The 26,142-nt window shown below is 48.0% G+C and carries 27 protein-coding genes; 19 read left to right on the top strand and 8 right to left on the bottom strand.

Annotation, left to right across the window (positions count from 1 at the left end; translation table 11 throughout):
- Positions 1–16 precede the first annotated feature (16 nt).
- The 7 genes from FC652_RS09245 to FC652_RS09215 all read left to right on the top strand — a co-directional run bounded on the left by FC652_RS09245 (position 17) and on the right by FC652_RS09215 (position 10,456).
- A complete protein-coding gene (locus FC652_RS09245) occupies positions 17–1,105 on the top strand; it encodes a porin (RefSeq protein ID WP_176298343.1) in 1,089 nt (362 codons plus the stop codon).
- 21 nt (positions 1,106–1,126) lie between these two features.
- The gene (locus FC652_RS09240; RefSeq protein WP_176298342.1) at positions 1,127–4,438 is read left to right on the top strand and encodes an ExeM/NucH family extracellular endonuclease; all 3,312 of its coding nucleotides are present in this window, start codon (positions 1,127–1,129) and stop codon (positions 4,436–4,438) included.
- A gap of 142 nt (positions 4,439–4,580) precedes the next feature.
- Positions 4,581–5,159 (top strand): aminodeoxychorismate/anthranilate synthase component II, encoded by a 579-nt coding sequence (locus FC652_RS09235; protein ID WP_176298393.1) that lies wholly within the window; start codon positions 4,581–4,583, stop codon positions 5,157–5,159.
- A gap of 350 nt (positions 5,160–5,509) precedes the next feature.
- Positions 5,510–6,721, top strand: coding sequence for an aspartate aminotransferase family protein (locus FC652_RS09230; protein ID WP_176298341.1), 1,212 nt, complete (start codon positions 5,510–5,512; stop codon positions 6,719–6,721).
- Between the two features lie 236 nt (positions 6,722–6,957).
- Positions 6,958–7,977 carry an arginine N-succinyltransferase gene (gene astA / locus FC652_RS09225; RefSeq protein WP_176298340.1) on the top strand — a complete coding sequence of 340 codons (1,020 nt, stop codon included), beginning with the start codon at positions 6,958–6,960 and terminating at the stop codon, positions 7,975–7,977.
- 17 nt (positions 7,978–7,994) lie between these two features.
- Positions 7,995–9,452: a succinylglutamate-semialdehyde dehydrogenase gene (gene astD, locus FC652_RS09220; protein ID WP_176298339.1), complete on the top strand. Its 1,458-nt coding sequence runs from the start codon at positions 7,995–7,997 to the stop codon at positions 9,450–9,452.
- A gap of 212 nt (positions 9,453–9,664) precedes the next feature.
- Complete coding sequence (locus FC652_RS09215) at positions 9,665–10,456, top strand: DUF1338 domain-containing protein (RefSeq protein WP_176298338.1); 792 nt, start codon at positions 9,665–9,667, stop codon at positions 10,454–10,456.
- Positions 10,457–10,666: 210 nt separating this feature from the next.
- Here FC652_RS09215 and crp read toward each other — a convergent pair whose 3' ends face one another.
- The 6 genes from crp to FC652_RS09185 all read right to left on the bottom strand — a co-directional run bounded on the left by crp (position 10,667) and on the right by FC652_RS09185 (position 16,329).
- Positions 10,667–11,299 carry a cAMP-activated global transcriptional regulator CRP gene (gene crp / locus FC652_RS09210; protein ID WP_011079297.1) on the bottom strand — a complete coding sequence of 211 codons (633 nt, stop codon included), beginning with the start codon at positions 11,297–11,299 and terminating at the stop codon, positions 10,667–10,669.
- Between the two features lie 242 nt (positions 11,300–11,541).
- Complete coding sequence (locus FC652_RS09205) at positions 11,542–12,411, bottom strand: phosphoribulokinase (protein WP_176298337.1); 870 nt, start codon at positions 12,409–12,411, stop codon at positions 11,542–11,544.
- 128 nt (positions 12,412–12,539) lie between these two features.
- Positions 12,540–12,752, bottom strand: a complete 213-nt coding sequence (locus tag FC652_RS09200; protein ID WP_176298336.1) for a YheU family protein — start codon at positions 12,750–12,752, stop codon at positions 12,540–12,542.
- Positions 12,753–12,807: 55 nt separating this feature from the next.
- Complete coding sequence (locus FC652_RS09195; protein ID WP_176298335.1) at positions 12,808–13,785, bottom strand: hydrolase; 978 nt, start codon at positions 13,783–13,785, stop codon at positions 12,808–12,810.
- 145 nt (positions 13,786–13,930) lie between these two features.
- Positions 13,931–14,410, bottom strand: coding sequence for a TIGR02444 family protein (locus FC652_RS09190; protein WP_176298334.1), 480 nt, complete (start codon positions 14,408–14,410; stop codon positions 13,931–13,933).
- The gene (locus FC652_RS09185; RefSeq protein ID WP_176298333.1) at positions 14,407–16,329 is read right to left on the bottom strand and encodes an ABC transporter ATP-binding protein; all 1,923 of its coding nucleotides are present in this window, start codon (positions 16,327–16,329) and stop codon (positions 14,407–14,409) included. The genes FC652_RS09190 and FC652_RS09185 overlap by 4 nt, the downstream gene beginning before the upstream one ends.
- A gap of 201 nt (positions 16,330–16,530) precedes the next feature.
- Between FC652_RS09185 and kefG the strand changes: the two genes are divergently transcribed.
- The 5 genes from kefG to FC652_RS09160 all read left to right on the top strand — a co-directional run bounded on the left by kefG (position 16,531) and on the right by FC652_RS09160 (position 20,871).
- Positions 16,531–17,106 carry a glutathione-regulated potassium-efflux system ancillary protein KefG gene (gene kefG, locus FC652_RS09180; protein ID WP_176298392.1) on the top strand — a complete coding sequence of 192 codons (576 nt, stop codon included), beginning with the start codon at positions 16,531–16,533 and terminating at the stop codon, positions 17,104–17,106.
- Positions 17,090–18,892 (top strand): glutathione-regulated potassium-efflux system protein KefB, encoded by a 1,803-nt coding sequence (kefB, locus tag FC652_RS09175; RefSeq protein WP_176298332.1) that lies wholly within the window; start codon positions 17,090–17,092, stop codon positions 18,890–18,892. Before kefG ends, kefB begins: the two co-directional genes overlap by 17 nt.
- A gap of 8 nt (positions 18,893–18,900) precedes the next feature.
- Positions 18,901–19,101: a YheV family putative zinc ribbon protein gene (locus FC652_RS09170; RefSeq protein WP_086016862.1), complete on the top strand. Its 201-nt coding sequence runs from the start codon at positions 18,901–18,903 to the stop codon at positions 19,099–19,101.
- A gap of 96 nt (positions 19,102–19,197) precedes the next feature.
- Positions 19,198–19,803: a peptidylprolyl isomerase gene (slyD, locus tag FC652_RS09165; protein ID WP_045614038.1), complete on the top strand. Its 606-nt coding sequence runs from the start codon at positions 19,198–19,200 to the stop codon at positions 19,801–19,803.
- Positions 19,804–19,929: 126 nt separating this feature from the next.
- Positions 19,930–20,871, top strand: a complete 942-nt coding sequence (locus FC652_RS09160; RefSeq protein ID WP_080538783.1) for an isoaspartyl peptidase/L-asparaginase family protein — start codon at positions 19,930–19,932, stop codon at positions 20,869–20,871.
- Between the two features lie 93 nt (positions 20,872–20,964).
- On the opposite strand, the gene FC652_RS09155 is transcribed toward FC652_RS09160, so the two are convergent.
- Both FC652_RS09155 and FC652_RS09150 read right to left on the bottom strand, forming a co-directional pair.
- Positions 20,965–21,192, bottom strand: a complete 228-nt coding sequence (locus FC652_RS09155) for a SlyX family protein (RefSeq protein WP_011079308.1) — start codon at positions 21,190–21,192, stop codon at positions 20,965–20,967.
- A 2-nt stretch (positions 21,193–21,194) separates the two neighbouring features.
- Positions 21,195–22,175: a WD40 repeat domain-containing protein gene (locus tag FC652_RS09150; protein WP_176298331.1), complete on the bottom strand. Its 981-nt coding sequence runs from the start codon at positions 22,173–22,175 to the stop codon at positions 21,195–21,197.
- Positions 22,176–22,303: 128 nt separating this feature from the next.
- Between FC652_RS09150 and fkpA the strand changes: the two genes are divergently transcribed.
- From fkpA to rpsG, 7 genes are all read left to right on the top strand, one after another.
- Positions 22,304–23,086 carry an FKBP-type peptidyl-prolyl cis-trans isomerase gene (gene fkpA / locus FC652_RS09145; RefSeq protein WP_176298330.1) on the top strand — a complete coding sequence of 261 codons (783 nt, stop codon included), beginning with the start codon at positions 22,304–22,306 and terminating at the stop codon, positions 23,084–23,086.
- A gap of 150 nt (positions 23,087–23,236) precedes the next feature.
- Entirely contained in the window at positions 23,237–23,959 is a 723-nt protein-coding gene (locus FC652_RS09140; protein WP_176298329.1) for a transcriptional regulator, read from the top strand.
- Positions 23,956–24,351 (top strand): sulfurtransferase complex subunit TusD, encoded by a 396-nt coding sequence (gene tusD / locus FC652_RS09135; RefSeq protein ID WP_176298328.1) that lies wholly within the window; start codon positions 23,956–23,958, stop codon positions 24,349–24,351. The genes FC652_RS09140 and tusD overlap by 4 nt, the downstream gene beginning before the upstream one ends.
- Entirely contained in the window at positions 24,348–24,704 is a 357-nt protein-coding gene (tusC, locus tag FC652_RS09130; RefSeq protein WP_080533397.1) for a sulfurtransferase complex subunit TusC, read from the top strand. The genes tusD and tusC overlap by 4 nt, the downstream gene beginning before the upstream one ends.
- A gap of 8 nt (positions 24,705–24,712) precedes the next feature.
- On the top strand, positions 24,713–24,988 hold the full coding sequence (tusB, locus tag FC652_RS09125) for a sulfurtransferase complex subunit TusB (RefSeq protein WP_039450006.1): 276 nt from the start codon (positions 24,713–24,715) through the stop codon (positions 24,986–24,988).
- A gap of 171 nt (positions 24,989–25,159) precedes the next feature.
- Positions 25,160–25,534: a 30S ribosomal protein S12 gene (gene rpsL / locus FC652_RS09120; protein ID WP_011079315.1), complete on the top strand. Its 375-nt coding sequence runs from the start codon at positions 25,160–25,162 to the stop codon at positions 25,532–25,534.
- Positions 25,535–25,651: 117 nt separating this feature from the next.
- Positions 25,652–26,122: a 30S ribosomal protein S7 gene (gene rpsG / locus FC652_RS09115; protein ID WP_011079316.1), complete on the top strand. Its 471-nt coding sequence runs from the start codon at positions 25,652–25,654 to the stop codon at positions 26,120–26,122.
- Positions 26,123–26,142: the final 20 nt, after the last annotated feature.

Here is a 26,142-nt window from a genome sequence, read left to right as displayed (position 1 = left end):
ATACAAGGAAATAGCAATGTTGAAACGAAATGCAGTGGCAATGGCGATCTCCTCGCTATTGTTGGCCTCCGCAGCGCAAGCCGCCACCATTTACGAAAATGAGAATGGAGACTATCTCAAGCTGTATGGTGAAGTGGGTGTGGGTGGCCATATTGGTGCGAACTTTGAGTATGGTGAATTTTACACTGACGAGAAAAGCTACATTGATGACTCGTTCGCAACTATGGGCGTGCGTGGCAAAAATGGTCGAATGCACTACCGCTTAGAGTTGGATTACGAACGTGAAAACTGGCAGTACGGATCGGGTGATCTAGTTCTAAGCATCGATAAATTGTTCCTCGGCTACGACCTGCTGGACAGCAAGGCTTTCAACCAATACCTCGAACTAGGGTTAACCGATACCGCCTTTGACGACTACGACAAATGGGGTGACTTCACGTTTGATACCACGGTAGAAACCGGTGAAGCGGGTGACCAAGATATGACCGTTAAATACGAAGGTCGTTTCTTCTCCGACATCAAAGTGGGCGCCTCTTATACCTACGGTGGTAAATCGTCGTCGGGCTCTGAGCTAGGCGATATCGTCAACGGTTACTTGGGTTACTTTGGTGAGCGTTTCTCTGCAGTGGTTGGCCTAGAAGGGCGTGGTGGCTCCGATGGTAAGTCTAAATATGGTGAGCAAAGACTGCTTGGTGCGGGAGCTCGACTCGCGGTGACTAAAGACTTCCACTTGGGGATCAACTTATTTAAAGAAGAAGAACACATCGGTGCTTGTGCTCAGAAGAAACCAAATGAGTACGGTGTGCCAGAGTGCGTCCTTTACAACGACTATAAGCTTCAAATAAATGAGGGATACTTAGCCTCGGCCAAGTATGTTTTCAATCCTCAGTGGGAACTTACCGCGTCATACAACTACGAAGAATATGAACAATGGGCAATAAACAACGAGGCAAATGGTGCTGAAGCGTCCGATTGGGGTAATGAGCGTATTTGGACGACGCTAGGGGTGAATTACAAACCGACTTCTTCAAGCGTTATTGCATTTGAAGTCAATAGTGGTGAAGCCGCGCAACAAGCTTATGCCTACGCGCGCGTTTATTTCTAATTGGACCGAGAGGATAAAACAATGAACAAAAAAATGACTCTACTTGCTGGTGCAATTAGTACCGTGCTCAGCGGCATCGCGACTGCTGACATTGGAGATATGAGCAAAGTATTTATTACCGAGTATGTTGAAGGTTCTGCACAGAATAAAGCTATTGAAATCAGTAACACTGGTACATCTGCCGTCACCTTTGAAGGTAACAGTGGTGATTTAGCGCTGTACTTTGGTCGTTATAAAAACATGATTCATAATAAGGACAAAGTCAATGTCCTGCAAAATGTCACCATTGCACCAGGGAAAAGTATCGTCGTTATAAATGGTGAGGCTGGGACAGAGATCCGCCAATACATTGAAAGATTGGCTGGAGAAGGTGCGGTTGTGGCCGCTGGCACGTATGACCAAGTAAAATTCAACGCCTTAACGTTTAACGGGGATGATGCGGTCTGGCTAGGGACTTCTTCAGCTCAAAGTGATGTGCACGATATCTTCGGTATCTACAGTGATTCTGATGCTGCTGATGATCCATGGGCAAACATGACCCTGAGACGTAAACCAGGTTCAGGACCTAAAAATACTTATGACGTCAATGATTGGGAAGCGTTCGCTCAGGATGATTTTGGGGGATTAGGCGATCCATCTGCGGTGAACAATGATCCAATTGCTCCACCTGCCAATACGCCATGTACTGACGCAACGGAATTAACAGAGCAAACTATTGGTGCAGTACAAGGCAAAGGTAAGTTCTCTCCGCTTATTACTGAAGGGTACGAGTCAACAGAATCGTATAAAGTGACAGGTATTGTTTCTGCGGTAACTAGCTACCCTGCGAAGGGTTTCTACCTATACGATAACGATGGCAATGACCTAACATCGGACGGCATCTTTGTACCAACCACTCAAGCCACTGAGAGCATGGTGGGTCAAAAAGTGTGTGTGGTCGCTAAAGTGAAAGAAAACTATGGTTTAACCCAACTTGTTGCCGTTGATGATAAGTGGGAAGTGGTTGATGCAACACCAGTTGAAGTCGTACCTGTTGAACTAAAGCGTCATGCTGACGATACAACATTTGAATCTACGCTAGAACGCTACGAAGGTATGTTGGTCAAAACTTCAGCGGATATGGGCAAGACAGCTCAAGAGTTGGCTGCTATTGAAGCTCTTGTGGATAAAGTGACGGTTAAGCGTTCCGATGGTGAAGATGAGGCTATATACCAAGCGCGTTTAGCCGAGGCTAAAGAGGCGCGTCGTGATGAGTTGACCGCAGTAAAATATGATTTACGAGTGTCACGTAGCTTTAGCTTCGATTTTGATGCTTTCCGCAATAACATGGTTCTTGCCTACAAACGTCCTAATCCTCAGCCAAACCAAGATCATGCTGCTGGGTCGATAGCTTCATTAGCGCAAGCTGCTGAAAACGATGATTTCCGTGTGATTCTTGAATCTGACGGGAAAGCGCCAAATGGCGAGATTCCTTATTATCCTGAGTTTAAACAAGATCCTCAGAAAAACTACGTCCGTATTGATGATAGCGTAGTGGGTTTGACCGGTGTGGTTGGTTATTCATATGGTAATTTTAATATCATCGTTCCCAAAGCGCTGGAGTCCTCGCAGAAGATTACATTTATCCACAATACTGATCGTACCGATGCTCCAAAACTCAACGAATCATATGGTGTTCACGGTTTTACTATTAAAGTCGCGACTCAGAACGTACTGAACTACTTTAACTCACCGTATGGTGGTTCCGACAACAACTTCGGTGATAGTCGTGGTGCAGAATCTCAAGAGGAGTTTGAACGCCAACAAGCTAAAATCGTTGAAGCGATTTATGGCTTAGATGCGGACATCTTGGGTGTCATGGAAATTGAGAACAATGGTTTTGGTGACTTTAGCGCAATCAATGAGTTACTTGCTGCCGTTAATGAAAAATACGACGACGAAGATTACGGAGATCGTCATAGAAAGAACTCAATCCATAATCGCTATGTGTTTGTTGGGTTTGATAAGAACGGTGACGCGGTTCTAGATGAGCAAGATACGGTTGGTTCGGACGCGATCACTTCGGGTGTTATCTATCGTCCTTCAAAGGTCTCGATTGTCAGCGGCGAAGTTATTCCGATGCCAGAGCAGCATGCACCGACGATCGTTGATGACAGTGGTGCGCCAATTTTAGATAAAAAAGGTGAAATTCGCGAAAACGGAGACAATTATCAACGTCATACCGTCGTAGCGACTTTTAAAGTGAATCACACTGGCAAGACGTTGTCTGTTGCTGTGAACCACTTTAAGTCTAAAGGCTCAACGTGTTACGAAGATTGGAAAGGTTGGGAAACGTGGAAGAATTTCGACCCTGTTCAGGATGATGTGCGCAATGATGATTTCCAAGGCTCGTGTGAAAACTTCCGTGTCGCAGCTGCGTACCACTTAGGTTCAGAGTTAGAGGACATTGCTGGCGATAAAGTCGTGTTAGGTGACATGAACTCATACGCAAATGAAGATCCGATGCTCGTACTCACAAGCAACCCTACAGGCAAAGCTATCTATGCATCAGAACATACCTACGTAGGGAAAACACCATTTGAAAAAAATGGTCAGCGTATTGAAAAGACGTTTGGCTACTTAAACGCGGTTGATCTAAAAACGGAAAAAGGTAAAACCTCATGGAGCTATTCGTTTAATGATGAAGTCGGCTCGCTGGATCACATGTTGATTTCTCCTTCTCTCAAGCATCGTTTAGTCGATGCGACAGATTGGCACATTAATGCACCAGAATCGTCTTTGTATGACTACAACCACAAATACAAAGGAGGTGATACCAATGAACCTAATCCGTTCTATGCTGCAACACCTTTCCGCTCTTCTGATCATGATTCTGCCATTATCAGCTTAGGCTACAAATATGGTGAAGCTGGTGAAAATCCAGTTTCTATCACCATGAAAAGTGGCCGAACCGATATTGCTTTCCCAGTGTCAGAAAAAGCAATCATGGGTGATACTGCGGAAATCTCAATCTCTCCTCGCCCTACAGGGGTCACTCTGCCAAAAGTGACGCTTAAGGCAAATGGTGCTCAAACGGTGATGTTTGATGTGGCTGGTTTGGAGGCTGGTGAATACACCATGACTATGCGTGTGCTTCGCTCAGCAGCAACTCGCGCTGCGGCAGATGAAACGGTGGTAGAAAGCAAATCGATGACCGTTACTGTGGCGAAGCGTGATTCAAGCAACGTCAAACCGGTTGTCCCTGCCTATGATGGTTCTGGTGGTGCATTCGGCTTCGGTGCGCTGCTATCACTGTTCGGTTTTGGCTTCTTACGCCGTCGCCGTTCGCTATAAGCATAAAGTGTAAACCCTTAAGGCCAGCAATTTGCTGGCCTTATTTTTGTTCTATCGGTCAAAAGGCTTGCCTTTCGCGACTGGTGCTGCAAAATACCGCCCTTATCTGTCCGTTCATCTTTGAGTGAGTTGTTGTTTGCCAATGCTATTGATCATCGATAATTACGATTCGTTTACTTACAACCTTTACCAGTACTTTTGTGAACTGGGCGCACAGGTGCAAGTGGTACGTAATGATGAGATTGATCTGGCGGGTATCGTACAACTAAACCCCACACACCTGGTGATCTCTCCTGGGCCTTGTACGCCAAACGAAGCGGGGATTTCGCTGGCTGCGATAGAGCACTTTGCCGGTAAACTGCCGATATTGGGGGTGTGCTTAGGTCATCAAGCGATCGCGCAAGTATTTGGCGCGAAAGTGGTGCGAGCCAGACAAGTGATGCACGGAAAAACCTCGCCCATTACGCACAATGGCCGAAGCGTCTTCAAAGGGTTAAACAATCCACTGACTGTGACGCGTTACCACTCACTGGTGGTGGAAAATGGCTCGCTACCAGAGTGTTTTGAGCTCACCGCATGGACAACCCATGCCGATGGCAGCATGGACGAAATCATGGGTTATCAGCACAAAACACTGGCGATTGATGCGGTGCAATTCCACCCTGAGTCGATCAAAACTGAGCAAGGGCACCAACTACTGGCGAACTTTTTAGCGCGCTAAGCCTGATCTCGATCACTTTTTTTAACATTTTCTTCATCTTTTTTTGCTTTTGCGATGAGTGAAAAACTATTCGCACCGTTCTGCATTCTGTTTTCATTTTTCTTACTACATCAGTAAGCTTCTGCGCTTTTTAAAAAAGTACTTCAATAATTTACCAACTTGATGCATAAATAGTCATTAATAGTGACTATCAACATTTATACCCCGAACCAAAAAGAATAATTCACTATTGAAATCGTTAATTAATTGTAAATACAATGCCGCATAAGCGTAAAAGCAAGACATTATTTGCCGAACAGTGAAAGTCGGCGTAATTCGCTATCTGCTGCGGTATCGAGAAGGAATGTGTAATGACAGTGGAAATGAAAGTAGAGCGTGGATTGTTCGATGAGGTGATGGTGCCTTGTTACAACCCAATGGAGATGATTCCAGTTAAAGGGCAGGGTTCTCGAATTTGGGACCAAAACGGCAACGAGTATATCGACTTTGCTGGTGGTATTGCGGTGAGCTGTTTAGGCCATTGTCACCCAGTGATGGTGAATGCGCTGACAGAGCAAGCGGGTAAGCTTTGGCATTTGAGCAACGTGATGACCAATGAGCCAGCGTTGCGTTTGGCAAAAAAACTGACCGAAGTGTGCTTTGCTGAACGTGTGTTCTTTGCCAACTCAGGCGCGGAAGCCAATGAAGCGGCACTGAAACTGGCGCGCCGTTATGCTGCAGACGTTTATGGCCCAGAAAAATCAGAAATCATCGCGTTCAAACAGGGTTTCCACGGCCGTACTTTCTTCACCGTGACGGTGGGTGGTCAGGCGGCGTACTCGGATGGTTTTGGTCCGAAACCGGGCGACGTTACTCACCTTCCTTACAACGATATTGAAGCACTGCAAGCACACATTTCAGACCGTACCTGTGCGGTCATGATGGAACCGTTACAAGGCGAAGGCGGCATCATTCCACCAACAGCGGAATTCATTCAAGCCGTGCGTGAACTGTGTGACAAACACAATGCGCTGCTGGTATTTGATGAAGTGCAAACGGGCAATGGCCGTACGGGCGAGTTCTATGCTTACCAAGGTCTGGGTGTCACGCCCGATATTCTCAGCACGGCCAAATCGCTTGGTGGAGGTTTCCCGATCGGGGCTATGCTCACCACGGCGAAACTGGCTGAACACCTAAAAGTGGGTACGCATGGTTCAACCTATGGCGGTAACCCATTGGCTTGTGCCGTGGCAGAGGCTGTGGTCACAGAAGTGTCTAAACCTGAAACGCTACAAGGCGTGAAAGAACGTGAACAGTGGTTCCGTGAAGGATTAGCTAAACTGAATGAGAAGTACCAAATCTTCGCTGAAATCCGTGGTAAGGGATTATTGCTTGGTGCCGCACTGAATGAACAATGGCAAGGCCGTGCTCGTGATGTGTTGGTGGCTGCAGGCAAAGAAGGTTTATTAGTGTTGGTGGCGGGCGCAAACGTGGTGCGTTTTACCCCTTCACTGGTCATTACTAAACAAGAAATCGAAGAAGGTTTCGCGAAGCTAGACAAAGCGATCGCTTCTCTAGTCTAAGCGCTGCTTATGCCGAACATTCACCCATGGAAGCGGGTGAATGTTCGATGCCTTTCCTAGGAGCTAACGCTTAGAACCTAGGGCCTTCTATACTCTTCCTAATTGAAGCTGCAGGCATGTTGGCTGTATTTGTTACTCCCAATCGCACAGTCTATCTATGCTGATGGAGATAAAGTCATTTACTGCCTACCTGCAACGTTAATTCGTTTGGGTTTGTGCATCTGGAGGGAATATTGATGCTAGTTGTTCGCCCTATTGCAATGTCGGACTATGAATCTTTGCACACCTGTGCGGTTGAGTCAGGGCATGGATTTACTTCACTACCGGTTAACGAAGAGTTGTTAACTAATCGAATTACCCATTCTGAATACAGTTTTGCCAAAACCAATGTGACCGAGCCGGGAGACGAAGGCTATCTGATGGTCGGTTTTGACAGTGAAACGGGTGAGGTTGCGGGAACCACAGGTATCGAAGCCTCCATTGGCTGGGATGTGCCGTTTTACTCGTATCACATCAGCAAGATTGTTCACTCATCGCCGAAATTAGGTGTCAACAATGTGGTGAAACTGCTGACCTTTGGCAATAACTACACCGGCTGTAGCGAAATTTGTACCCTATTCTTGCGCGAGAAGTTTCGTGAAGGTTTGAATGGTCGCCTGATGTCTAAGTGCCGTTTTCTGATGATGGCAGAGCATCCACACCGTTTCTCTCAAACCATTTTTGCCGAAATGCGCGGCGTTTCTGACGCGCAAGGCAACTCGCCATTTTGGCAATGGCTGCAAGAGCACTTTTTCTCAATCGATTTCACTATGGCGGATTACCTCACGGGTATCGGTAAGAAAGGTTTTATTGCCGATTTAATGCCAAAGCTGCCGATCTACATCAACCTGCTCAGCCCAGAGGCGCAAGCGGTGATTGGTCAAGTGCATGACAACACAAGACCTGCGTTGAAGTTGTTGGAAAGAGAAGGGTTTACCAACCGCGGTTATGTCGACATTTTCGATGGTGGCCCAACGGTGGAATGCGATCTGCGCAATATTGAATCGGTGCGCCATTCCGTGCGTGCGAAAGTGCGGATCAGTGAACATTCGAGCTCAAAAGCGTTCTTAATTGCCAATACGTCATTTGAGGATTTTCGTGCGACTGCCGCCAAAGCAGCGTATGACCCAGCAACATCAAGCGTGATTTTATCTCCAGCCGTCGCCGAAGCGTTGAACGTTGAAGATGGTCACTACGTACGCATGTTGCCGCAGTAAACAGAAAGGAAGAGATGATGACACAGTGGATTGCAGGTGAATGGGTCGAAGGTTTAGGTGAAGAGTTTACCTCTCTCTCCCCGTATGACAATCAGGTTGTTTGGCGTGGCAAGGGAGCCACGGCGGAACAAGTGGAGATGGCGGTGAAAGCAGCGCGCCAAGCGTTTGTTGGCTGGAAAACATTGTCCGTTGCCGAACGAGAGGCGATGGTGTTGGCCTTTGCTGAGCAAGTGAAAGAGAACAGTGAAGAGATCGCCCAAGTGATCGCCAAAGAAACCGGCAAGCCGCTTTGGGAAACGCGCACTGAAGCGGCGGCCATGGCGGGTAAAATCGCGATTTCGATTCGTGCATACCACGAGCGTACCGGCGAGTCGCAAAAAGAAGCCGCAGGCAACCAGATTGTTTTGCGTCACCGCCCGCTTGGTGTGATGGCGGTCTTTGGCCCGTATAACTTCCCGGGTCATTTACCCAATGGTCACATTGTGCCTGCGATACTAGCCGGTAACACGGTGGTGTTTAAACCTTCTGAGCAAACTCCGTGGACGGGCGAGCTTGCCATGAAGCTGTGGCAAGCGGCTGGCCTGCCTCAAGGAGTGATCAATCTGGTACAAGGTGGCAAGGAAACGGGCATTGCCTTGGCGGAATCGAAAGGCATCGATGGTTTGCTGTTTACGGGAAGTGCCAACACAGGTCATTTATTGCATCGCCAGTTTGCTGGTCAGCCGGGCAAGATGCTGGCACTTGAGATGGGCGGCAACAACCCTATGGTGATCACCGATCACTATGGCGATCTTGATGCCACCGTCTACACCATTATCCAATCGGCTTTTATCAGTGCCGGGCAGCGTTGTACCTGTGCACGTCGTCTCTACATCCCATTGGGTGAGAAAGGCGATGCACTGATCACCCGCTTGGTCGAAGCGACCAAGAAGTTGCGTGTTGATCAGCCATTTGCAGAACCTGCTCCCTTCATGGGACCACAGATTTCGGTGGCTGCTGCAAACTTCATTTTGGCGGCGCAAGCTAACCTGCAATCGCTTGGTGGAGAGAGCTTGATTGAAGCCAAAGCGGGCGAGGCGGCATTTGTCACGCCGGGTATTATCGATGTCACCAACATTGCTGAGTTGCCCGACGAAGAATACTTTGGCCCATTGCTGCAAGTGGTGCGTTATCAAACACTAGAGCAAGCGGTTGAGCTCGCTAATGATACCCGCTTTGGTTTATCGGCGGGTTTGGTGTCAACCGATGATGGTGAGTGGCAATATTTCGTTGACCATATTCGTGCTGGCATCGTCAATCGCAACCGTCAGCTAACGGGCGCGAGTGGTGATGCACCGTTTGGTGGCCCCGGTGCGTCGGGCAACTTGCGCCCAAGTGCGTACTACGCCGCGGATTACTGTGCCTATCCAATGGCTTCGATGGAAGGGGAGGAGACATTACTCCCTGCAACGTTAAGCCCAGGCATCGAACTGTAAAATAATAATAAGGGCGTGTTAGTCGCCCAAGGGTGCAGTGGGATCGAGCCTGAGTCACTGTGGCCCAACTATAAGTGAGGTTTTTTACACCTCGGTCATCGCCGTCACAGGTTGATGGCGATGTCGGTTGCACTCTGGACAGCAACCGCCATCGCCATTTTTCCATTTACGCTATAACCGACAACGTGAATCTACAACAACAAGGAGGCGTTATGACGCCAGCTGTTCTCTTTCAATCGCTATGGAATGACTATATTCAACGTTTGTGTCCTTCCGCTGCAAAAGTTCATCAACTGCTAGAAGAAGATGAGCCATTGATCAACGACCACATCGCTTTGCGCACATTTAATGTTGCTCCGCTGGGCATCGAGACGCTAGCCAAGCCATTTCTAGAGCTAGGCTATGTGGCGTGTGGTGATTACCTGTTTAAGAGCAAAAAGTTGATTGCCAAGCACTTTGAGCATCCCGACCCGACCCAACCTAAAGTGTTTATCAGCGCGCTAAAAGTGGATGAATGCTCGGAGGAGTTACAAGCCATCGTCGAAAAATTGGTGGCGCAAGTCGACGCTTCACGTCTAGAGGACAGCGCATTTTTACACGGTGGTCGTTTATGGGATGTGTCGTTTGCTGATTACCAAACCCTAGCAAAAGAAAGTGAATATGCGTCTTGGCTGGCGGCTCATGGCTATGGTGCCAATCACTTTACCGTCAGTGTCAATCAGCTCAAGGCGTTGGACTCGGTCAAAGGCGTGAATGATCACTTACGCAACGCAGGTTTTGTCATTAACGAAGTGGGTGGTGAAGTCAAAGGCTCACCTGAGGTGTTGCTCGAGCAATCCTCGACCATGGCCGACAAAGTGGCGGTGCACTTTAGCGAGGGCAGTGAGATCGTACCTGGTGGTTTCTACGAATTCGCCAAGCGTTACCCGATGGACAATGGTGAGCTTTACCCAGGGTTTGTGGAAGCGTCTGCCGATAAGATTTTCGAAAGCACCAATGGTTAACAGAATCGAGAACGGGCTGCGCCCTGAAGGTTCGAGAATGCTTTGCTGCGAGAGATTTTAATACTCGGAATCTGAGAGGGTTTAGTCTCGAAGGAGGAAGTTTGCTGCTGAAGCGTAGCGTTCTTGACTTCCAATACCTGTCTCTGTGAAACAAAAAAGCCACTCATGTTGCCATGAGTGGCTTTTGAAATTGTTCATCGTTAATGGAAATTAACGAGTACCGTAAACAACGATAGTCTTGCCGTGTGCAGAAATTAGGTTCTGCTCTTCTAGCATTTTCAGAATACGACCAACTGTCTCACGAGAACAGCCAACGATTTGACCGATTTCTTGACGAGTGATCTTGATCTGCATGCCATCTGGGTGCGTCATCGCATCAGGTTGTTTAGCAAGGTTGAGTAGAGTCTGAGCAATACGACCAGTTACGTCTAGGAATGCTAAGTCACCCACTTTTTGGCTGGTCACTTGCAGACGGCTTGCCATCTGAGCTGACAGACGCATCAGAATATCAGGGTTAACCTGAATGAGCTGACGGAATTTCTTAAATGAGATTTCTGCTACTTCACAAGGAGATTTTGCGCGAACCCAAGCGGTACGCTCTTGGCCTTCTTCGAACAGGCCTAGTTCACCAATAAAGTCACCTTGATTTAGGTAAGAAAGGATCATTTCTTTACCTTCTTCATCCTTAATCAGTACCGCAACAGAACCTTTTACAATGTAGTAAAGTGTTTCTGCTTTTTCGCCCGCATGGATCAGCGTGCTTTTTGATGGGTACTTATGAATATGACAGTGTGAAAGAAACCACTCTAGTGTTGGATCGGTTTGAGGTTTACCTAGAACCATAATATCTCACTTCCTCTGCAGGGTACGCTTGCCGCTATCCATATTTTAGCGAAGCCTTAATATAGGCTTCCTAGAATAAGAGCTGTTAACTAAGGGTGCAAGCTATCTTGTGTTTCGGTTTGAAATAGTATCCTTTTTCGAAAACGATTTCTTGATTTTAATCGTGCCGAGTATCGGATTTTCTACGCAAAAATGTGCACATGATCACGGTATGAAAAGTAATCGTTCTCTTTGTCGAGTTTCTAACCAATTTTTCCCGTTTCAATCAATTGCTGTAGGATGGGTTGAACAATCAACTCCATGGCGAAACTCATTTTTCCTCCCGGTACCACGATGGTGTTGTGGCGCGACATGAACGAGCCATCAATCATCGCCAGTAGATACGGGAAGTCGACATTTTTGATCCCTCTTAGGCGAATCACCACAAAACTTTCATCCAAGCTGGGAATGCCCTTAGCGTTGAGCGGGTTGGAGGTATCGACCGTCGGGACTCGCTGAAAGTTGATGTGCGTACGAGAAAATTGCGGTGTGATGTAATTCAGATAGTCGTCCATTGAGCGTACAATCGAATCCATCACGGCCTCGCGTGAATGGCCGCGATCTCGCGTGTCACGAACGTATTTTTGAATCCACTCTAAGTTGACGATCGGCACCATGCCTATCAAGAAATCGACGTGTTGCGCGACATTCACTTCGCCATCGACCACACCACCGTGCAGTCCTTCATAAAACAGCACATCGGTATTTTCGGGCAGCTTTTGCCATGGGGTAAAAGTGCCGGGCATTTGGTTATAGGGTACCGCTTCATCAAAGGTGTGCAGATAACGGCGTACTTCGCCCGTGCCGGATTTCCCATACTGGCGGAAAAACTCCGCCAGAGCTGGAAAGTCGTTGGCTTGAGGGCCGAAATAGCTGATATGACGACCTTGTTCCTTTGCCTTGCGAATTTCGACGTCCATTTCTGGACGGGTAAAACGGTGGAAACTGTCCCCTTCAACCCATGCCGGCTTAACGCTCATCATATTGAACATTTTGCGGAAGGCTTCGGAAGTGGTGGTGGTGCCGGCTCCTGACGAACCAGTCACGGCAATAATGGGATGTTTTGCTGACATGACAGACCTTGTCGTATTCAAACTTACCTGTTGGGCGGGAATCGGCCTCCCGCGGAGCAATCGTTTGTCCCACTATAGCACGTTCACTTTGCTTGTCATGGGATAGGATTCGGTAAAGTGTGGCGCAGCTAGAATTTTTGTTTTAGCTGAATATCCACGGTTTCGTGTAACTCAGAGAAAACCACCACCGCTTCACCGCATTCCAATTGCTGCTGTACTTGTGTGATTTTTTCTTCGAGTGAGTATTCACTTTCACCGTAATCGGTGCCTTCGCGCAGCACAAACTCGCGAATCAGATTGCTCAGTGCCTCAGGGCTGATTTGTTGCCATGGAACGATCATAAATACCTCTTCATTCTATGCTCGTGAGTGGATTTTTCGGCTGACAGGGGCGCTATTATCCAGAAACCGCCATACTTTCATAGTAGGCGGGCAGCGCTTCTTCTAGCCAAAATCTCGGTTGCAGAGCCGTTCCGCTGAGAAAGCCGACATGACCACCGTGATCAAACAGTCGATAGTCGATGTTGTCTGGGAGCACAAACTTAGGGATCACTGCGTCGGTCATAAAGGGATCGTCTTTCGCGTGAATGATTTGAGTCGGAATGCGAATATCGCGCAGTTTGTTGAGCCCAGAGCACTGCTGATAATAATCGGCGGCATCTTGGAAGCCGTGCAGTGGGGCAGTGATCAAGTCATCAAAGTCGTAAAGTCGTGTTACTCGTTTAATGGCTTGATAGGAAAGATCAAGTTCGCCAGCCAGCAAATGGTGCTTGCGCAGTGCATTGCGTTTGAGTGAAGAGAGTAAGTAGCGGCGATAGATGCGCGAAAACCCTTGTTCAATACGTTGCGAACAAGCGGACAAATCCAGAGGCGCAGAGACGATGGTCGCCGCATCCAGCCGTTCGTCTCCCTGATATTTGGCAAGGTAGTTGGCCAGCATATTGCCCCCTAAGGAGATGCCCACGGCGACTTTGACTGTGTGAGGAAACACGTCGTGCAAATGCGTAAGAAACAGTCTGGCATCCTCTACTTCGCCGGAGTGGTACGCGCGCGCGAGGCGATTGGGCTTACCGCTGCAACCACGAAAATGCATCATCACCGCCAACCAACCAGCGTCAGCAAACGCTTTCATTAGACCATTGGCGTAAGGGCTGTAGAAGCAGCCTTCAAGGCCGTGAAACAACACAAACAAGGGTTTGTTTTTGGCTTGATCATTGTGTGGCGATTCGCTCCAAGCGAGATCCAAAAAATCACCGTCAGGCGTATCCAGTGTTTGCCATACGGGTTCAAACAGTGCTTTTTTGCGAATTAAGCGCGGCAATAAGGTTTGTAGGTGTGGATTTTTTATCCCAGCTGCGGCGGTAAACTGAGTCATGTGTGCTGCTCTTTGAGTTATTTGGATCAGCGAGGCATTTCACTGATCTTTGTATGCGTGATACGAGTTAATTTAGTCCTTCTGCTCAACTTTTCGTCAATCATTGAGGGTGATGTTCTTTGTAAGACTGGCTCAGGATCACACTTCAACCGAGTTTCTGCGACGGTGAGGCAACGGCGAAGGCATTGTAGAGATGCGCGGCACCGAGATGTTGGCAGTAGCGCTTTGTGAGCGGCTGTTGCTGGTTGGGTGACAGCGTTAGGGTGTTGATGCAATCAACGAGATCGGATTGTTGCTGCTTTTCCAATTGCAGTTCAAATTGCAGCGCTTCGCGATAGAGGGTATCCGGCAGATGCTGTTTAAACTGGCGGCGGAGATCGCGGTAGGTATGCAGTAGCGTTTCAGAGCGGCCCAAGCAGGCTTGTACTTGATGCCACTCTTGCTCTTGAAACGTCAGTTGTTGTTCATCGAGCCATTTGAACAGCAACAGTAAGTTGACGTTGCCGTTAAAGTTGTTCTGCAAAGCAAGGCACGCCTCTTTCACTTCTCGAATCGAATAATATTGTAGGCTGAATTGCCACAGCCTTTCGAGGGTAAGTGAAGGTTGGACGTGCTCTGAACTCATTGGCTATTGAACTCCTGTTCCATCTGTTCCAGTACTTCCTGTTCTGCCATCCACTCCATTTCAATCTCTTCGAGAGCGGATTTACTTTGTGCTTGCAGCGCCAGTACTTGAGTAAGTTTAGCTTTATTTTCGGCATCATACAGTGAGTTATCAGACAATTGCTGCTCTGCTTCTGCCAACGCTTCGCCCAACTTATCCATTTTCGCTTCCAACTGTGTCAGTTTTTTGCGAATTGGTGCGGTTAACTTACGAAAATCGGCTTCACGACGCTTTTGCTCTTTTTTCGCTGCGGCACTGTTGCTGCTGTCTTTGGCTGGCATTTCTGCGGCCGCTTCGCGACGCTCTGCTTTTTGCTGTTCAGTGAGCCATTTGTAGTAGTCATTGAGATCCCCATCAAATGGAGCTACTTGGCGATCGTGCACTAGGTAAAGATCATCGGTGGTCGCGCGGATCAAATAGCGATCGTGCGAGACGATCACCATCGCGCCTTCAAAGGTTTGCAGTGCCAGTGTCAGCGCTTGGCGCATATCTAAGTCTAGGTGGTTGGTCGGTTCGTCGAGCAGCAGTAAGTTTGGTTTTTGCCAGACGATCAACGCTAACACCAAGCGCGCTTTTTCTCCGCCTGAAAATGGCGCCACTTTCTCCAGCGCTTTGTCACCGTGAAAACCAAAACTACCCAGATAATTACGCAGTTCTTGTTCGGTTTTATCTGGCGCGATCTGCATCATGTGTTGCAGTGGCGTTTCTTCGGGATGCAAGGTTTCCAATTGGTGCTGAGCAAAGTAACCAATTTTGACGCCTTGCGAGTAAGTCAAATCGCCACCTTGGGCTTTCAACTCTCCGGAGAGGAGCTTGATCAGCGTTGATTTACCAGCACCGTTGCGGCCGAGCAAACCAATGCGGCTGCCTGGCACCAGATTAAGACGAATTTTATCGAGGATGAGGTTGTCACCGTAACCCGCAGAAACGTCATCCATCATCATGATCGGATTTGGTAGCGCGGCAGGTTCACGAAATTCAAAGCTAAATGGGTTATCAAACTGTGCGGGGAGCACTTTTTCTAGTTTCTCCAGCGCTTTGATGCGGCTTTGCGCTTGGCGAGCTTTGGACGCCTTGTAGCGGAAACGATCGATGTAGCTTTGCATGTGCGCCATCTGCTTCTGCTGCTTCTCAAACATCGATTGTTGCAGGATCAGTTTCTGAGCGCGCTGGTTTTCAAATGACGAGTAGTTACCGGTGTACTCATTGAGTTTCTGGTTTTCAATGTGGACGATGCGATTCACGATTGGGTCGAGAAAATCACGGTCGTGCGAGATCAGCATCAAAGTACCTGGGTAGCTTTGTAGCCAACGTTCTAGCCACATGACAGCATCAAGGTCTAAGTGGTTGGTGGGTTCGTCAAGCAGCAACAGATCAGAACGACACAGCAGGGCTTGAGCAAGGTTGAGACGCATACGCCAGCCGCCCGAAAACTGGGTCAGGTTCCAATGCATCTGCTCTTGGCTAAAACCTAAACCATCTAAAAGCTCTGAAGCGCGCGCACGGATACTATAACCGCCAATGGTTTCGATTTTACCATGCAGTTCAGCGATGCGAGTCCCTTGCTCTTGAGTTTCGGCCTCAAGTAACTGACGTTCCAATTCACGATACTCGCGATCACCATCAATGACATATTCAATGGCGCTGCGTTCCAGTGCGGGCGTTTCCTGAGCAACCCAAGCCAGCTCCCAGTGTTGTGGGCAACTGAATGAGCCCGCATCAATCGACAGTTCATTTTTGATGAGGGCGAACAGGGTGGATTTACCACAACCGTTCTTACCGACTAAACCAATTTTGTCGCCTGGGTGGATGGTTGCTGATGCTTGATCAAGCAAAGGAGCGCCGCCGCGAAGCAGCTGAATGTCTGAAAAGGTAATCATGTCGTTCTGCTTAAATGAATGCTGTTTATTCGTGCACTTTCTTGCTGCGCATAGTAGGAGGAAAGAGGATAAATGTCGATCATTATGCAAATATGAGTATGATGAATAACAACTAAGTAACACTTTGTTTTCTTGGCTTGCTGGCCAATAGCTGTGATTCAGTCACAAAAACGAAGAATGGGACGGATGACAGGTGCAATGATGGAAAAAAGTGCAACCCCAAAAAAGCAGCCCAAAGTTTTGGTGATTTATGCCCACCCAGAGCCGCACACCTCTGTGGCCAATCAGGTCATGATAAAAAAAATTACCTCTCTGCCTCATGTCACGATTCGCGACCTCTATGCGATTTACCCCGATTTTTTTATTGATGTCAAAGCCGAGCACCAGTTGTTGCTCGAGCACGATGTGATCGTACTGCATCACCCGATGTTTATGTATTCTTGCCCTGCTTTATTAAAAGAGTGGATAGACCGAGTATTGGGGAAAGGGTTCGCATTTGGAAAGGGTCAAGCGCTAGCGGGGAAGTATTGGCGCAGTGTGATTACTACGGGTGGTAAAAAAGAGGCGTTTAGCACCAAAGGCTACAATAAATACCCACTCGAAGAGATTCTGCAGCCATTTGAATTAACCGCGGCGCTATGTCAAATGCACTGGATTGAACCCTTAGTGCTCTATTGGGCGAGAAACGTCTCTGATGTGGAACGCTATCAACATGCTGAGCGTTATCGTCAGTGGCTCAACGACCCACTAGGAGGCATTGATGGCTCTCACCAGTGATTTTTTGCAAACCAGTGTCGTCTTTCTCTCTGCTGCAGTAGTCGCGGTGCCACTGGCGCAGCGTTCAGGGCTTGGCTCTGTACTCGGCTATTTATTAGCAGGGGTGGCGATTGGTCCATGGGGACTTGGGCTGATTAGTGATGTCGAAGCTATTTTGCATTTCGCTGAGTTGGGCGTGGTGCTGTTGCTATTTCTGATTGGCTTGGAACTGAATCCGAAGAAACTTTGGCAGATGCGCGGTCCCATCCTAGGCTTGGGAGGTGCGCAAGTTGTCATATCAACCTTATTGATTGCATGCGTAGTCACTTGGTTTGGGGTCACTTGGAGCAGTGCCTTGGTGATTGGTATGGGGCTTGCTCTCTCGTCTACCGCCATTGCGTTGAAAGTGCTCGAAGAGCAAGGTTTAGCGCGGACCGAAACCGGTCAGTCGGGGTTTGCCATTTTGCTTTTCCAAGATATTGCCGTGATTCCGATGTTGGCCCTTTTGCCTCTGCTTGCCGGGAGTGGGGTAACTGGTGATGGATTAAGCTCGTTCGTGACGTTTGGCTCAGTTGTGGTGCTGTTGATTGGTGGTCACTTTTTATTGCGGCCATTGCTTCGCTATGTGGTACTCACTGGAGTTAGAGAACTGTTTACTGTGACCGCTTTACTGGTGGTGCTTGGTATTGCGATGCTGATGCAACAGCTCGGACTTTCAATGGCACTCGGAACGTTTTTAGCGGGAGTACTGCTGGCTGAAAGTGAGTATCGACATGAGTTAGAAATTGCGATTGAGCCGTTTAAAGGTTTACTCCTTGGGCTGTTTTTTATCGCGGTCGGTATGGCGGTGAATCTGGGTTTGTTGGTCTTGCATCCTCTAGAGGTGCTCGCTGCGGTCGTGGGTTTGGTGGTGCTTAAAGGCATGGTGTTGTACATGCTTGGCCGAGTCAGCCGACTTCGTGCCAAAGCACGTAGCCGTATGGCGGCCATTCTCAGCCAAGGCGGCGAGTTTGCCTTTGTTATTTTTACTGCGGCGAGCAAAGAAGGGTTACTTAATCAAAGTGAAGTCTCGTTCCTTTTAGTCGTGGTCAGCCTATCGATGGTGACGACCCCCTTGTTACTCAATGGACAAAAATGGTGGTATGCCCGCACGCTGAATCAAGAAAGCGATGCTTTAGCCCCAGATGTGGTGGATACCGAACCTAAGGTGATCATTGCGGGTTTTGGTCGCTTTGGCCAGATTGTCGGCCGCTTACTGTATGCCAACAAGATCAAAGTGACGGTCTTGGAGAGCGACGCTAGCCAAATTAAATTACTACGTAAGTACGGCTATAAGGTGTTTTATGGCGATGCTACACAGCTCGATTTGTTGCGCGCAGCAGGCGCTGAGAAGGCGGAAGCGTTAGTGATTTGTACTGATTCACCGGATCAAGTGATGAACATTGTTGAGTTGTGCCAACAGCACTTCCCTAAATTAAAAGTGCTCGCGCGAGCGCGTAGCCGCGTGGAAGCCTATCAATTGCTCAGCCACGGTGTGAGCACTTATTCACGAGAAACGTTTTTAGGCGCGCTTGATCTCGGGCGTCAAACCTTAGTGGAAATCGGCATGCACCCCTATCAAGCAAAGCGGGCGGAAGCGCATTTTCGCAAACTGGATAATGCTATGCTTAAAGAGCTTCTGCCACAGCACAATCAAGATAAGAAATTGGCACAGCGTGCTAAAGAAGCAAGAAAAGAGTTGGAAGAGATTTTTGCGCGGGAGATGGAAAACGATCATCAATCGCGAAATTTCTGGGATGAAAGGTAGTTGAGTCAGTGAAAAGCAAAAAACGTTTTATTGCCGGGGCAAGTTGCCCCTCCTGCCAACAGCAAGATACTTTGCTTTGGTGGTCGGAAAACAATATTGAGCTGGTGGAGTGTGTCGAGTGTGACTTCAAAGAACAGCGAAAACCGAAATCTGTAGATAAAAATAAACACGCAGATCAGGAAATGATCGGTATTTTTAAGCCGGAATAATTGAGTTTCTCAGATTGATCCCCATAATATCGGCATTGATATTTGGTTCTGGCTGATTTGTATTAGTCAGGCAAATTAACCCTCTCTGGAGTAGTTATGAAAATTGAAAAGAACGTGGTTGTTAGCCTTGCGTATCAGGTAAAACTGGAAGATGGCATTGTGGTTGACTCTTCAACAACCGATGCACCACTGGATTACCTGCACGGTCACAACAACCTAATCACTGGCCTAGAAAACGAGCTTGAAGGCAAAGTGGCGGGTGATAAATTCACAGTGACAGTTGCTCCGGAAGATGCGTACGGCGAGCACAACGATGCATTGGTTCAACGTGTACCAGCGGAAGTATTCCAAGGTGTTGACCAAATCGAAGTGGGCATGCGTTTCCTTGCTGATACAGACCAAGGTCCAATTCCTGTTGAAGTGACAGAAGTTGATGGCGATGAAGTAGTGGTGGATGGTAACCACATGCTGGCTGGCCAAACACTGACATTTGACGTAGAAGTGGTTGCTGTTCGTGAAGCAACAGCGGAAGAGATTGAGCACGGTCACATCCACCAAGGTGGCGGTTGCTGTGGTGGTCACGATCATGACCATGACCACGATCACGACCATGAAGGCGGCTGTTGTGGCGGCGAAGGTCACGGCCACAGCCACGGCGAAAAAGACGGCTGCTGCGGTGGCGGTAGCTGCGGTTCACACTAATTGAACCCATCTCTCGAATAAGTCGGGAAAGTTAAGGTAAACAAGCGCAAGCGGAGAAATCTGCTTGCGCTTTTTTCTATTCTACGCTCAGATATTGGCCAAGGATTCTTAACGAGTAGAGCCACGATGAACAAGCCTTTTTCCATTGCCATTCACGGTGGTGCCGGCACCATTTTACGCAGCCAGATGAGCAATGAGCTCAAAGAGGCCATTTTGTCCGATTTACAACACGCAGTCAGAGCGGGTTATCAGTTACTTGAGCAAGGTGCCGATGCATTGGATGCGGTGGTGGCAGCGGTCAAAGTGTTGGAAGACTCGCCGAATTTCAATGCAGGAAAAGGTTCGGTGCTGACTCACAATGAAATGGTGGAGATGGATGCCTCTGTGATGCATGGACGAGAGCTCAAAGCGGGTGCCGTTGCTGGGGTTCGCCATATCAAAAACCCCATAGAACTGGCGCGTGATGTGATGCAAAACAGTGCTCATGTCCTGCTCATTGGCGAAGGGGCAGAGAAATTTGCTTTTGAGCAAGGCCACCAGTACACCGAACAGGACTATTTCTTTACTGACCGACGCTATGAGCAACTGCTCTCGATGCGTGAAAAAGGCTTGTTTGCGTTGTCGGAAGCCAAATATCCCGATGACAAAAAACATGGCACGGTGGGAGCGGTGGCGCTGGATCAACAAGGCAATCTTGCGGCCGCCACCAGTACGGGCGGAGTGACCAATAAAAAATATGGCCGCGTTGGCGATTCTGCGCTGATTGGCTGTGGCACCGTGGCGGAAAATGGCGTGGTGGCGGTGTCGACCACTGGGGTGGGCGAGTTCTTTATTCGTAAGCGTGTGGCTGAAGATGTTGCGGCGCGAATGCGCTATCTTAACGAAGATGTGCATACGGCGTGCGAGCACATTATTCACGGAGAGCTGAAGAGCATGGGTGGCGAAGGCGGTTTAATTGCGGTTGATGCGCAGGGGGACATTCACTTTGCCATGAACAGCTCCGGTATGTATCGAGCGGCCATCAATACTCAAGGCGAGCTTTGTGTGAAAATCTACGCTGACGAATAAATAACGCAGTAACCCACCATCTACTATCCGTAACAAAATACGAAGCCCAGCAGATGTGCTGGGCTTGGTTGATTTTGAATTTAGCTTTTAAGTTTAGTAATGTGGCGGCGGCGGCTCTTTCGCTGGGTCTACCATGTTTGAGCTATCCATGTTCTTCATTTTGCCGACCACATACTTCATCTGATCTTGCATCTTAGCAATCAGCAGTTGCTGCTGCGTCAGAGCGTCGTTCAATTCTTCAATCGTCTGTTCTTGAAACGCCACCTGACACTCCAAGTCATTGATGCGGTTTTCAAGCAATGCGATGGTTTTTTCTGTCATGCTTAATTCTCCAATGGCCATGCTTGGGCGATGCCCGCAGAGGTTGCCGTAATCACTCGGCGCTGAGCATCAAAAGCGGCATCATACACTACCGCGCGAGGAGGGCGAGCATCTTTTAATGGTTCCACCTCATAACGTTCAATTTGTTTACCATTGGCGGTATTCCAAACCGCAACTCGACCTGAAGGGGTTCCGGTCACCAATAAACGGCCATCATCAGAAAAACGTGCTGTAGAGAAGATTAACTGGCGTGACCAACTTTTTAATCGGCTCATTTGTTGACCCGTTTTCAAATCCCACACAATCGCTTGGTTGCCGCCATCAGAGGTGAAGGCTAATTGGCCGTCACGTTGTAAAGCAACGCGATTGACACGTTCTTCGTGCTCAAAGGTGCGCATGACTAATCCTGTTTCGGTATCCCAAAGGTAGGCTTTGTAGTCATTTCCGCCAGTCAGTGCGAAACGGCCATTAGCGGAGATGGCGACAGAGTTGACTTTTTCTCGGTGAGCGAGGAACTCCATTCGCCGTCCGGTGACTAAGTTGACATAAATGGCTTTGCCATTGGATAGCCCAAGCAGTACCTGTTCACCATTACTGCTGATATCAACATCGCGGATCAATCCGTCTGAGATCGACCAAAGACCTTCAGACTGGCTTAAGCCGAGATCCCACACCGCAAAGTTCATTTGCGTGGCGGTCACCGCGAAGCGGCCGTTATCAGAGATACGAATGTTGGACACAACGTTGGCTTCAGGATCTTGCTCGCCGAGTTGGGCAAGCTCTTTGTTATCGACTAAGTCCCACAGAATCAAGTGGCGCTGGGTCGAGTAGAGTAACGCAAAACGGCCATCACGACTTAAGGCGAAACTGGTGGATCCTTGCGGCTCAATTTCCCAACGTTGCATATCGTGTATGGAAAAAAAACAGCCATTTAACAGAGGAATGACAATTAGCAAGAGTAAGGAATGAAGAATTCTTTGCATCACATCTAATAATCCGGTTTGTGTCCCAAGACATATAGCTAGTATATTGGTATAACAATCGACTTCACCAATCTGTTATGAGATTTGTGGACAATAACCAATGGTTTATCCATTAATTGGAGAGTTTAATGAAATCAGTTTTAAAAGTGTCACTGCTTGCAGCAACTGTAATGCTGGCAGTCGGCTGTCAGAAAGAAGAAGCAAAACCAGCAGCCGCACCCCAAGCAGAGCAAGTACAGGCAGAAACCGGTAAAGCGGTTCACTTTAAATCAGAAGATGACAAAGCAGCTTACGCAATCGGCGTGTCGTTTGCTAACTACTTAAGTGCAAGCCTAGACAAGCCAAGTGAAATTGGTATCAACCTGAACAAAGAGTTGGTGCTGAAAGGTATCGAGCATGTTTTTGCTGGTACCCCTGAGCTGAATGAAGAAGAAACGCGCGCAGCGCTAGAAGCGCTTGACATGCGTGTCGCGGAAAACATGCAGAAGAAAGCGGCAGAAAAAGCAGAAGCAGCGAAGAAAGCGGGTGATGAATACCGTGCTGAGTTTGAAAAACAAGACGGTGTGGTGAAAACTGACACTGGTCTTCTATACCAAGTGATCACGCCAGCTGAAGGTGAGAAACCAAAAGATACCGACACGGTTCAAGTACACTACAAAGGTACATTAACGGATGGCACTCAATTCGATAGCTCTTACGATCGCGGTGAGCCAGCGACTTTCCCACTGAACCGAGTTATCCCAGGTTGGACGGAAGGTGTTCAGCTGATGCCTGTAGGCTCTAAGTTCAAGTTCGTTATTCCACCTGAACTAGCGTACGGTGCGCAAGACACGCCAAGCATTCCAGCCAACTCAACACTGGTGTTCGAAGTGGAACTATTGAAGATCGAAAACGGCGACAACGCGCAGTAATTTGCAATAGTTTAGCAATCAAAAGGGCTTGAATCATTCGAGCCCTTTTTTGTTCTAAGTCACTAGTTCGTCACTTAGCTAGATGTTCTGCTCAAAATTTCTGATAAACTTACAGCAATTTGTTGATTATTCGCTCTAAGGCTATAAAAAGTGACAACGACAGAAACACTAACTGCAGAAATGTTGCTCGAAATGGAGTCCGTTCATGTGAAGCCATTTACTGAGCACGACAAAATCATTCTTCGTTCTTATGAAGCCGTGGTTGACGGGATTGCCAGTCTGATTGGGCCATTTTGTGAGATCGTTTTACACTCGCTGGAAGATTTAAATACCTCTGCGATCAAAATCGCCAACGGTGAGAACACAGGCCGTCAGGTCGGCTCCCCAATTACCGATTTGGCGCTCAAAATGTTGCGTGATATCGAAGGGTCTGAGCGTAACTTCTCACGTTCGTACTTTACTCGCGCCAAGGGCGGGGTATTGATGAAATCGATCACTGTTGCGATCCGTAACGGAGACAATCGTGTCATTGGCTTGTTGTGTATCAACGTCAATTTGGATGCACCATTCTCGCAAGTGTTGCAATCTTTCATGCCTACGCAAGAAGCAAAAGAAGCGGCGTCATCAGTCAACTTCGCGAGCGATGTTGAAGAATTAGTCGATCAGACCGTTGAGCGTACCATTGAAGAAATCAACGCCGATAAATCGGTCTCAAACAACACCAAAAACCGTCAGATCGTGATGGAGTTGTATGACAAAGGTATCTTCGACATCAAAGACGCGATTAACCGCGTGGCTGACCGTCTGAATATTTCCAAACACACGGTTTATCTCTATATTCGTCAACGTAAAACCGAGGATGACGAAAAGTGAGTAGTTTGACTTACACTCTGGTAGTGAATGGTGGTGTCTACGGAACTCAATCGGCGCGTAGTGCTTATCAGTTTGCCACCGCTTTGATAGAGAAAGGACATACCTTAGTGAGTGTCTTTTTCTATCAAGATGGTGTTACCAATGGCACTGAGCTCACCGTGCCTGCTAATGATGAATTTCATTTGACCAAAGCATGGCAACAGTTGGCAAAGCAACATAATGTAAGGCTGGAGACCTGTGTCGCTGCCGCACTGCGTCGCGGTGTTGTGAGCCAATCTGAGGCCGCGCAGCATGGCCTGTTGCAACATAATCTGGCGGAAGGGTTCGAACAAGCAGGTTTGGGCAGTTTGGCAGAAGCGATGTTAACCCAAGATAGAGTGGTGCAATTTTGAGTCAGTTAACGTATCTCTTTCGCACCGCGCCACACAGCAGCTCTTCTGGTAGAGAAGGCGTTGATGCGTTGCTAGCGGCCTCCGCGTATTGCGAAGCGATCAGCGTGGTCTTCATCGGTGATGGTGTCTATCAGTTGCTGGCAGGTCAGCAAACGGCCTCCATTCTGTGTAAAGATTATGCGCCAATGTTCAAGTTATTTGATTTGTACGATATTGAGCACGTGTACGTTTGCCAGCAATCGCTGCAGCAACGTGGCTTAACGAGTGAAGATTTGCTCATTGAGGTCGAGGTGGTTGACACTGCGCGGCTACAAGGTGTGCTTCATAACTCGGTGCAACTGCTTTCATTCTAAGGAATCTCATGCTTCATTTGATTAAGAGCTCTCACGCCTTGGAAGAGGCTCTACTCCTCTGCACTGCATCTGACGCCATCGTCTTATTGGAAGAAGCGGTTTATGCCGCCACATCTGTGCACCCATTGCGGTCACTCTTACCTAAACAGGGCGTTTATGTGCTACACGCTGATGTACTGGCAAGAGGCCTTGAATCGCGACTAAGCACCAATATTCCCATCGTGGACTACCACCAATTGGTTGATTTAACGGTGGAACATTCACCTTCACTAACGTGGTCGTAACCCATTCTTCTGTGTTTGTAGAGGAGAGGAAAACGAGTTGGACAAAAAAGATCCGTATATTTCTTGACACACTTCTCACTGCTGCATAGAATTTTGCGTCCCTAACTCGCTTGCGTGGTTGGGGATTAGATTTTTCACAAAGCTTACTTTAAGTAAATCAGGAGCTAGTTAATGGCAACTATTAACCAGTTGGTACGCAAGCCACGTGCGAAGCAAGTTGTTAAAAGCAACGTGCCAGCACTTGAAGCGTGCCCACAAAAACGTGGTGTATGTACTCGTGTTTACACAACTACACCTAAAAAACCTAACTCAGCACTTCGTAAAGTTTGTCGTGTACGTCTGACAAACGGCTTCGAAGTAACATCGTACATCGGCGGTGAAGGTCACAACCTTCAGGAGCACTCGGTTGTTCTTATCCGTGGTGGCCGTGTTAAAGACCTTCCAGGTGTTCGCTACCACACTGTACGTGGTGCACTTGACTGTGCAGGCGTGAACAACCGTAAACAAGGTCGTTCTAAGTACGGTGTGAAACGTCCTAAGTCTTAATGCCCTTCTTGTTACAAGAGAAGCGTTAAGTAAGGCCAAACACTAAAATTAAATTTTAATTTTGAAGAAACTGAAAAGTTTTGGATAACCTGAAGAATAAGACAACGGAGAATATCCATGCCACGTCGTCGCGTTATTGGTCAGCGTAAGATCCTTCCAGATCCAAAGTTCAAATCTGAACTGCTGGCAAAATTCGTTAACATCCTTATGGTTGACGGTAAAAAATCTGTTGCAGAGAAAATTGTTTACACTGCACTAGACACTATGGCTGAGAAATCTGGTAAAGATCACTTAGCTGTATTTGAAGAAGCTCTTGAAAACGTTCGCCCAGCGGTAGAGGTTAAATCTCGCCGTGTTGGTGGTTCAACTTACCAAGTTCCAGTAGAAGTACGTCCGGTTCGCCGTAACGCACTTGCTATGCGTTGGTTGGTTGAAGCTGCGCGTAAGCGTGGTGAAAAATCTATGGCTGCTCGCCTAGCTGCTGAAATGCTAGACGCGTCAGACAACAAAGGTACTGCTGTTAAGAAACGTGAAGACGTTCACCGTATGGCAGAAGCGAACAAAGCATTCGCTCATTACCGCTGGTAATACCTTCTGTGCTGCGAGGT

The organism is Vibrio sp. 05-20-BW147, from assembly GCF_013369385.1.
GTDB classification, from domain to species: Bacteria; Pseudomonadota; Gammaproteobacteria; order Enterobacterales; family Vibrionaceae; genus Vibrio; species Vibrio floridensis.
Note: the sequence above shows the minus strand (reverse complement) of the source record. Positions and strands in the feature narration are given on the sequence as shown.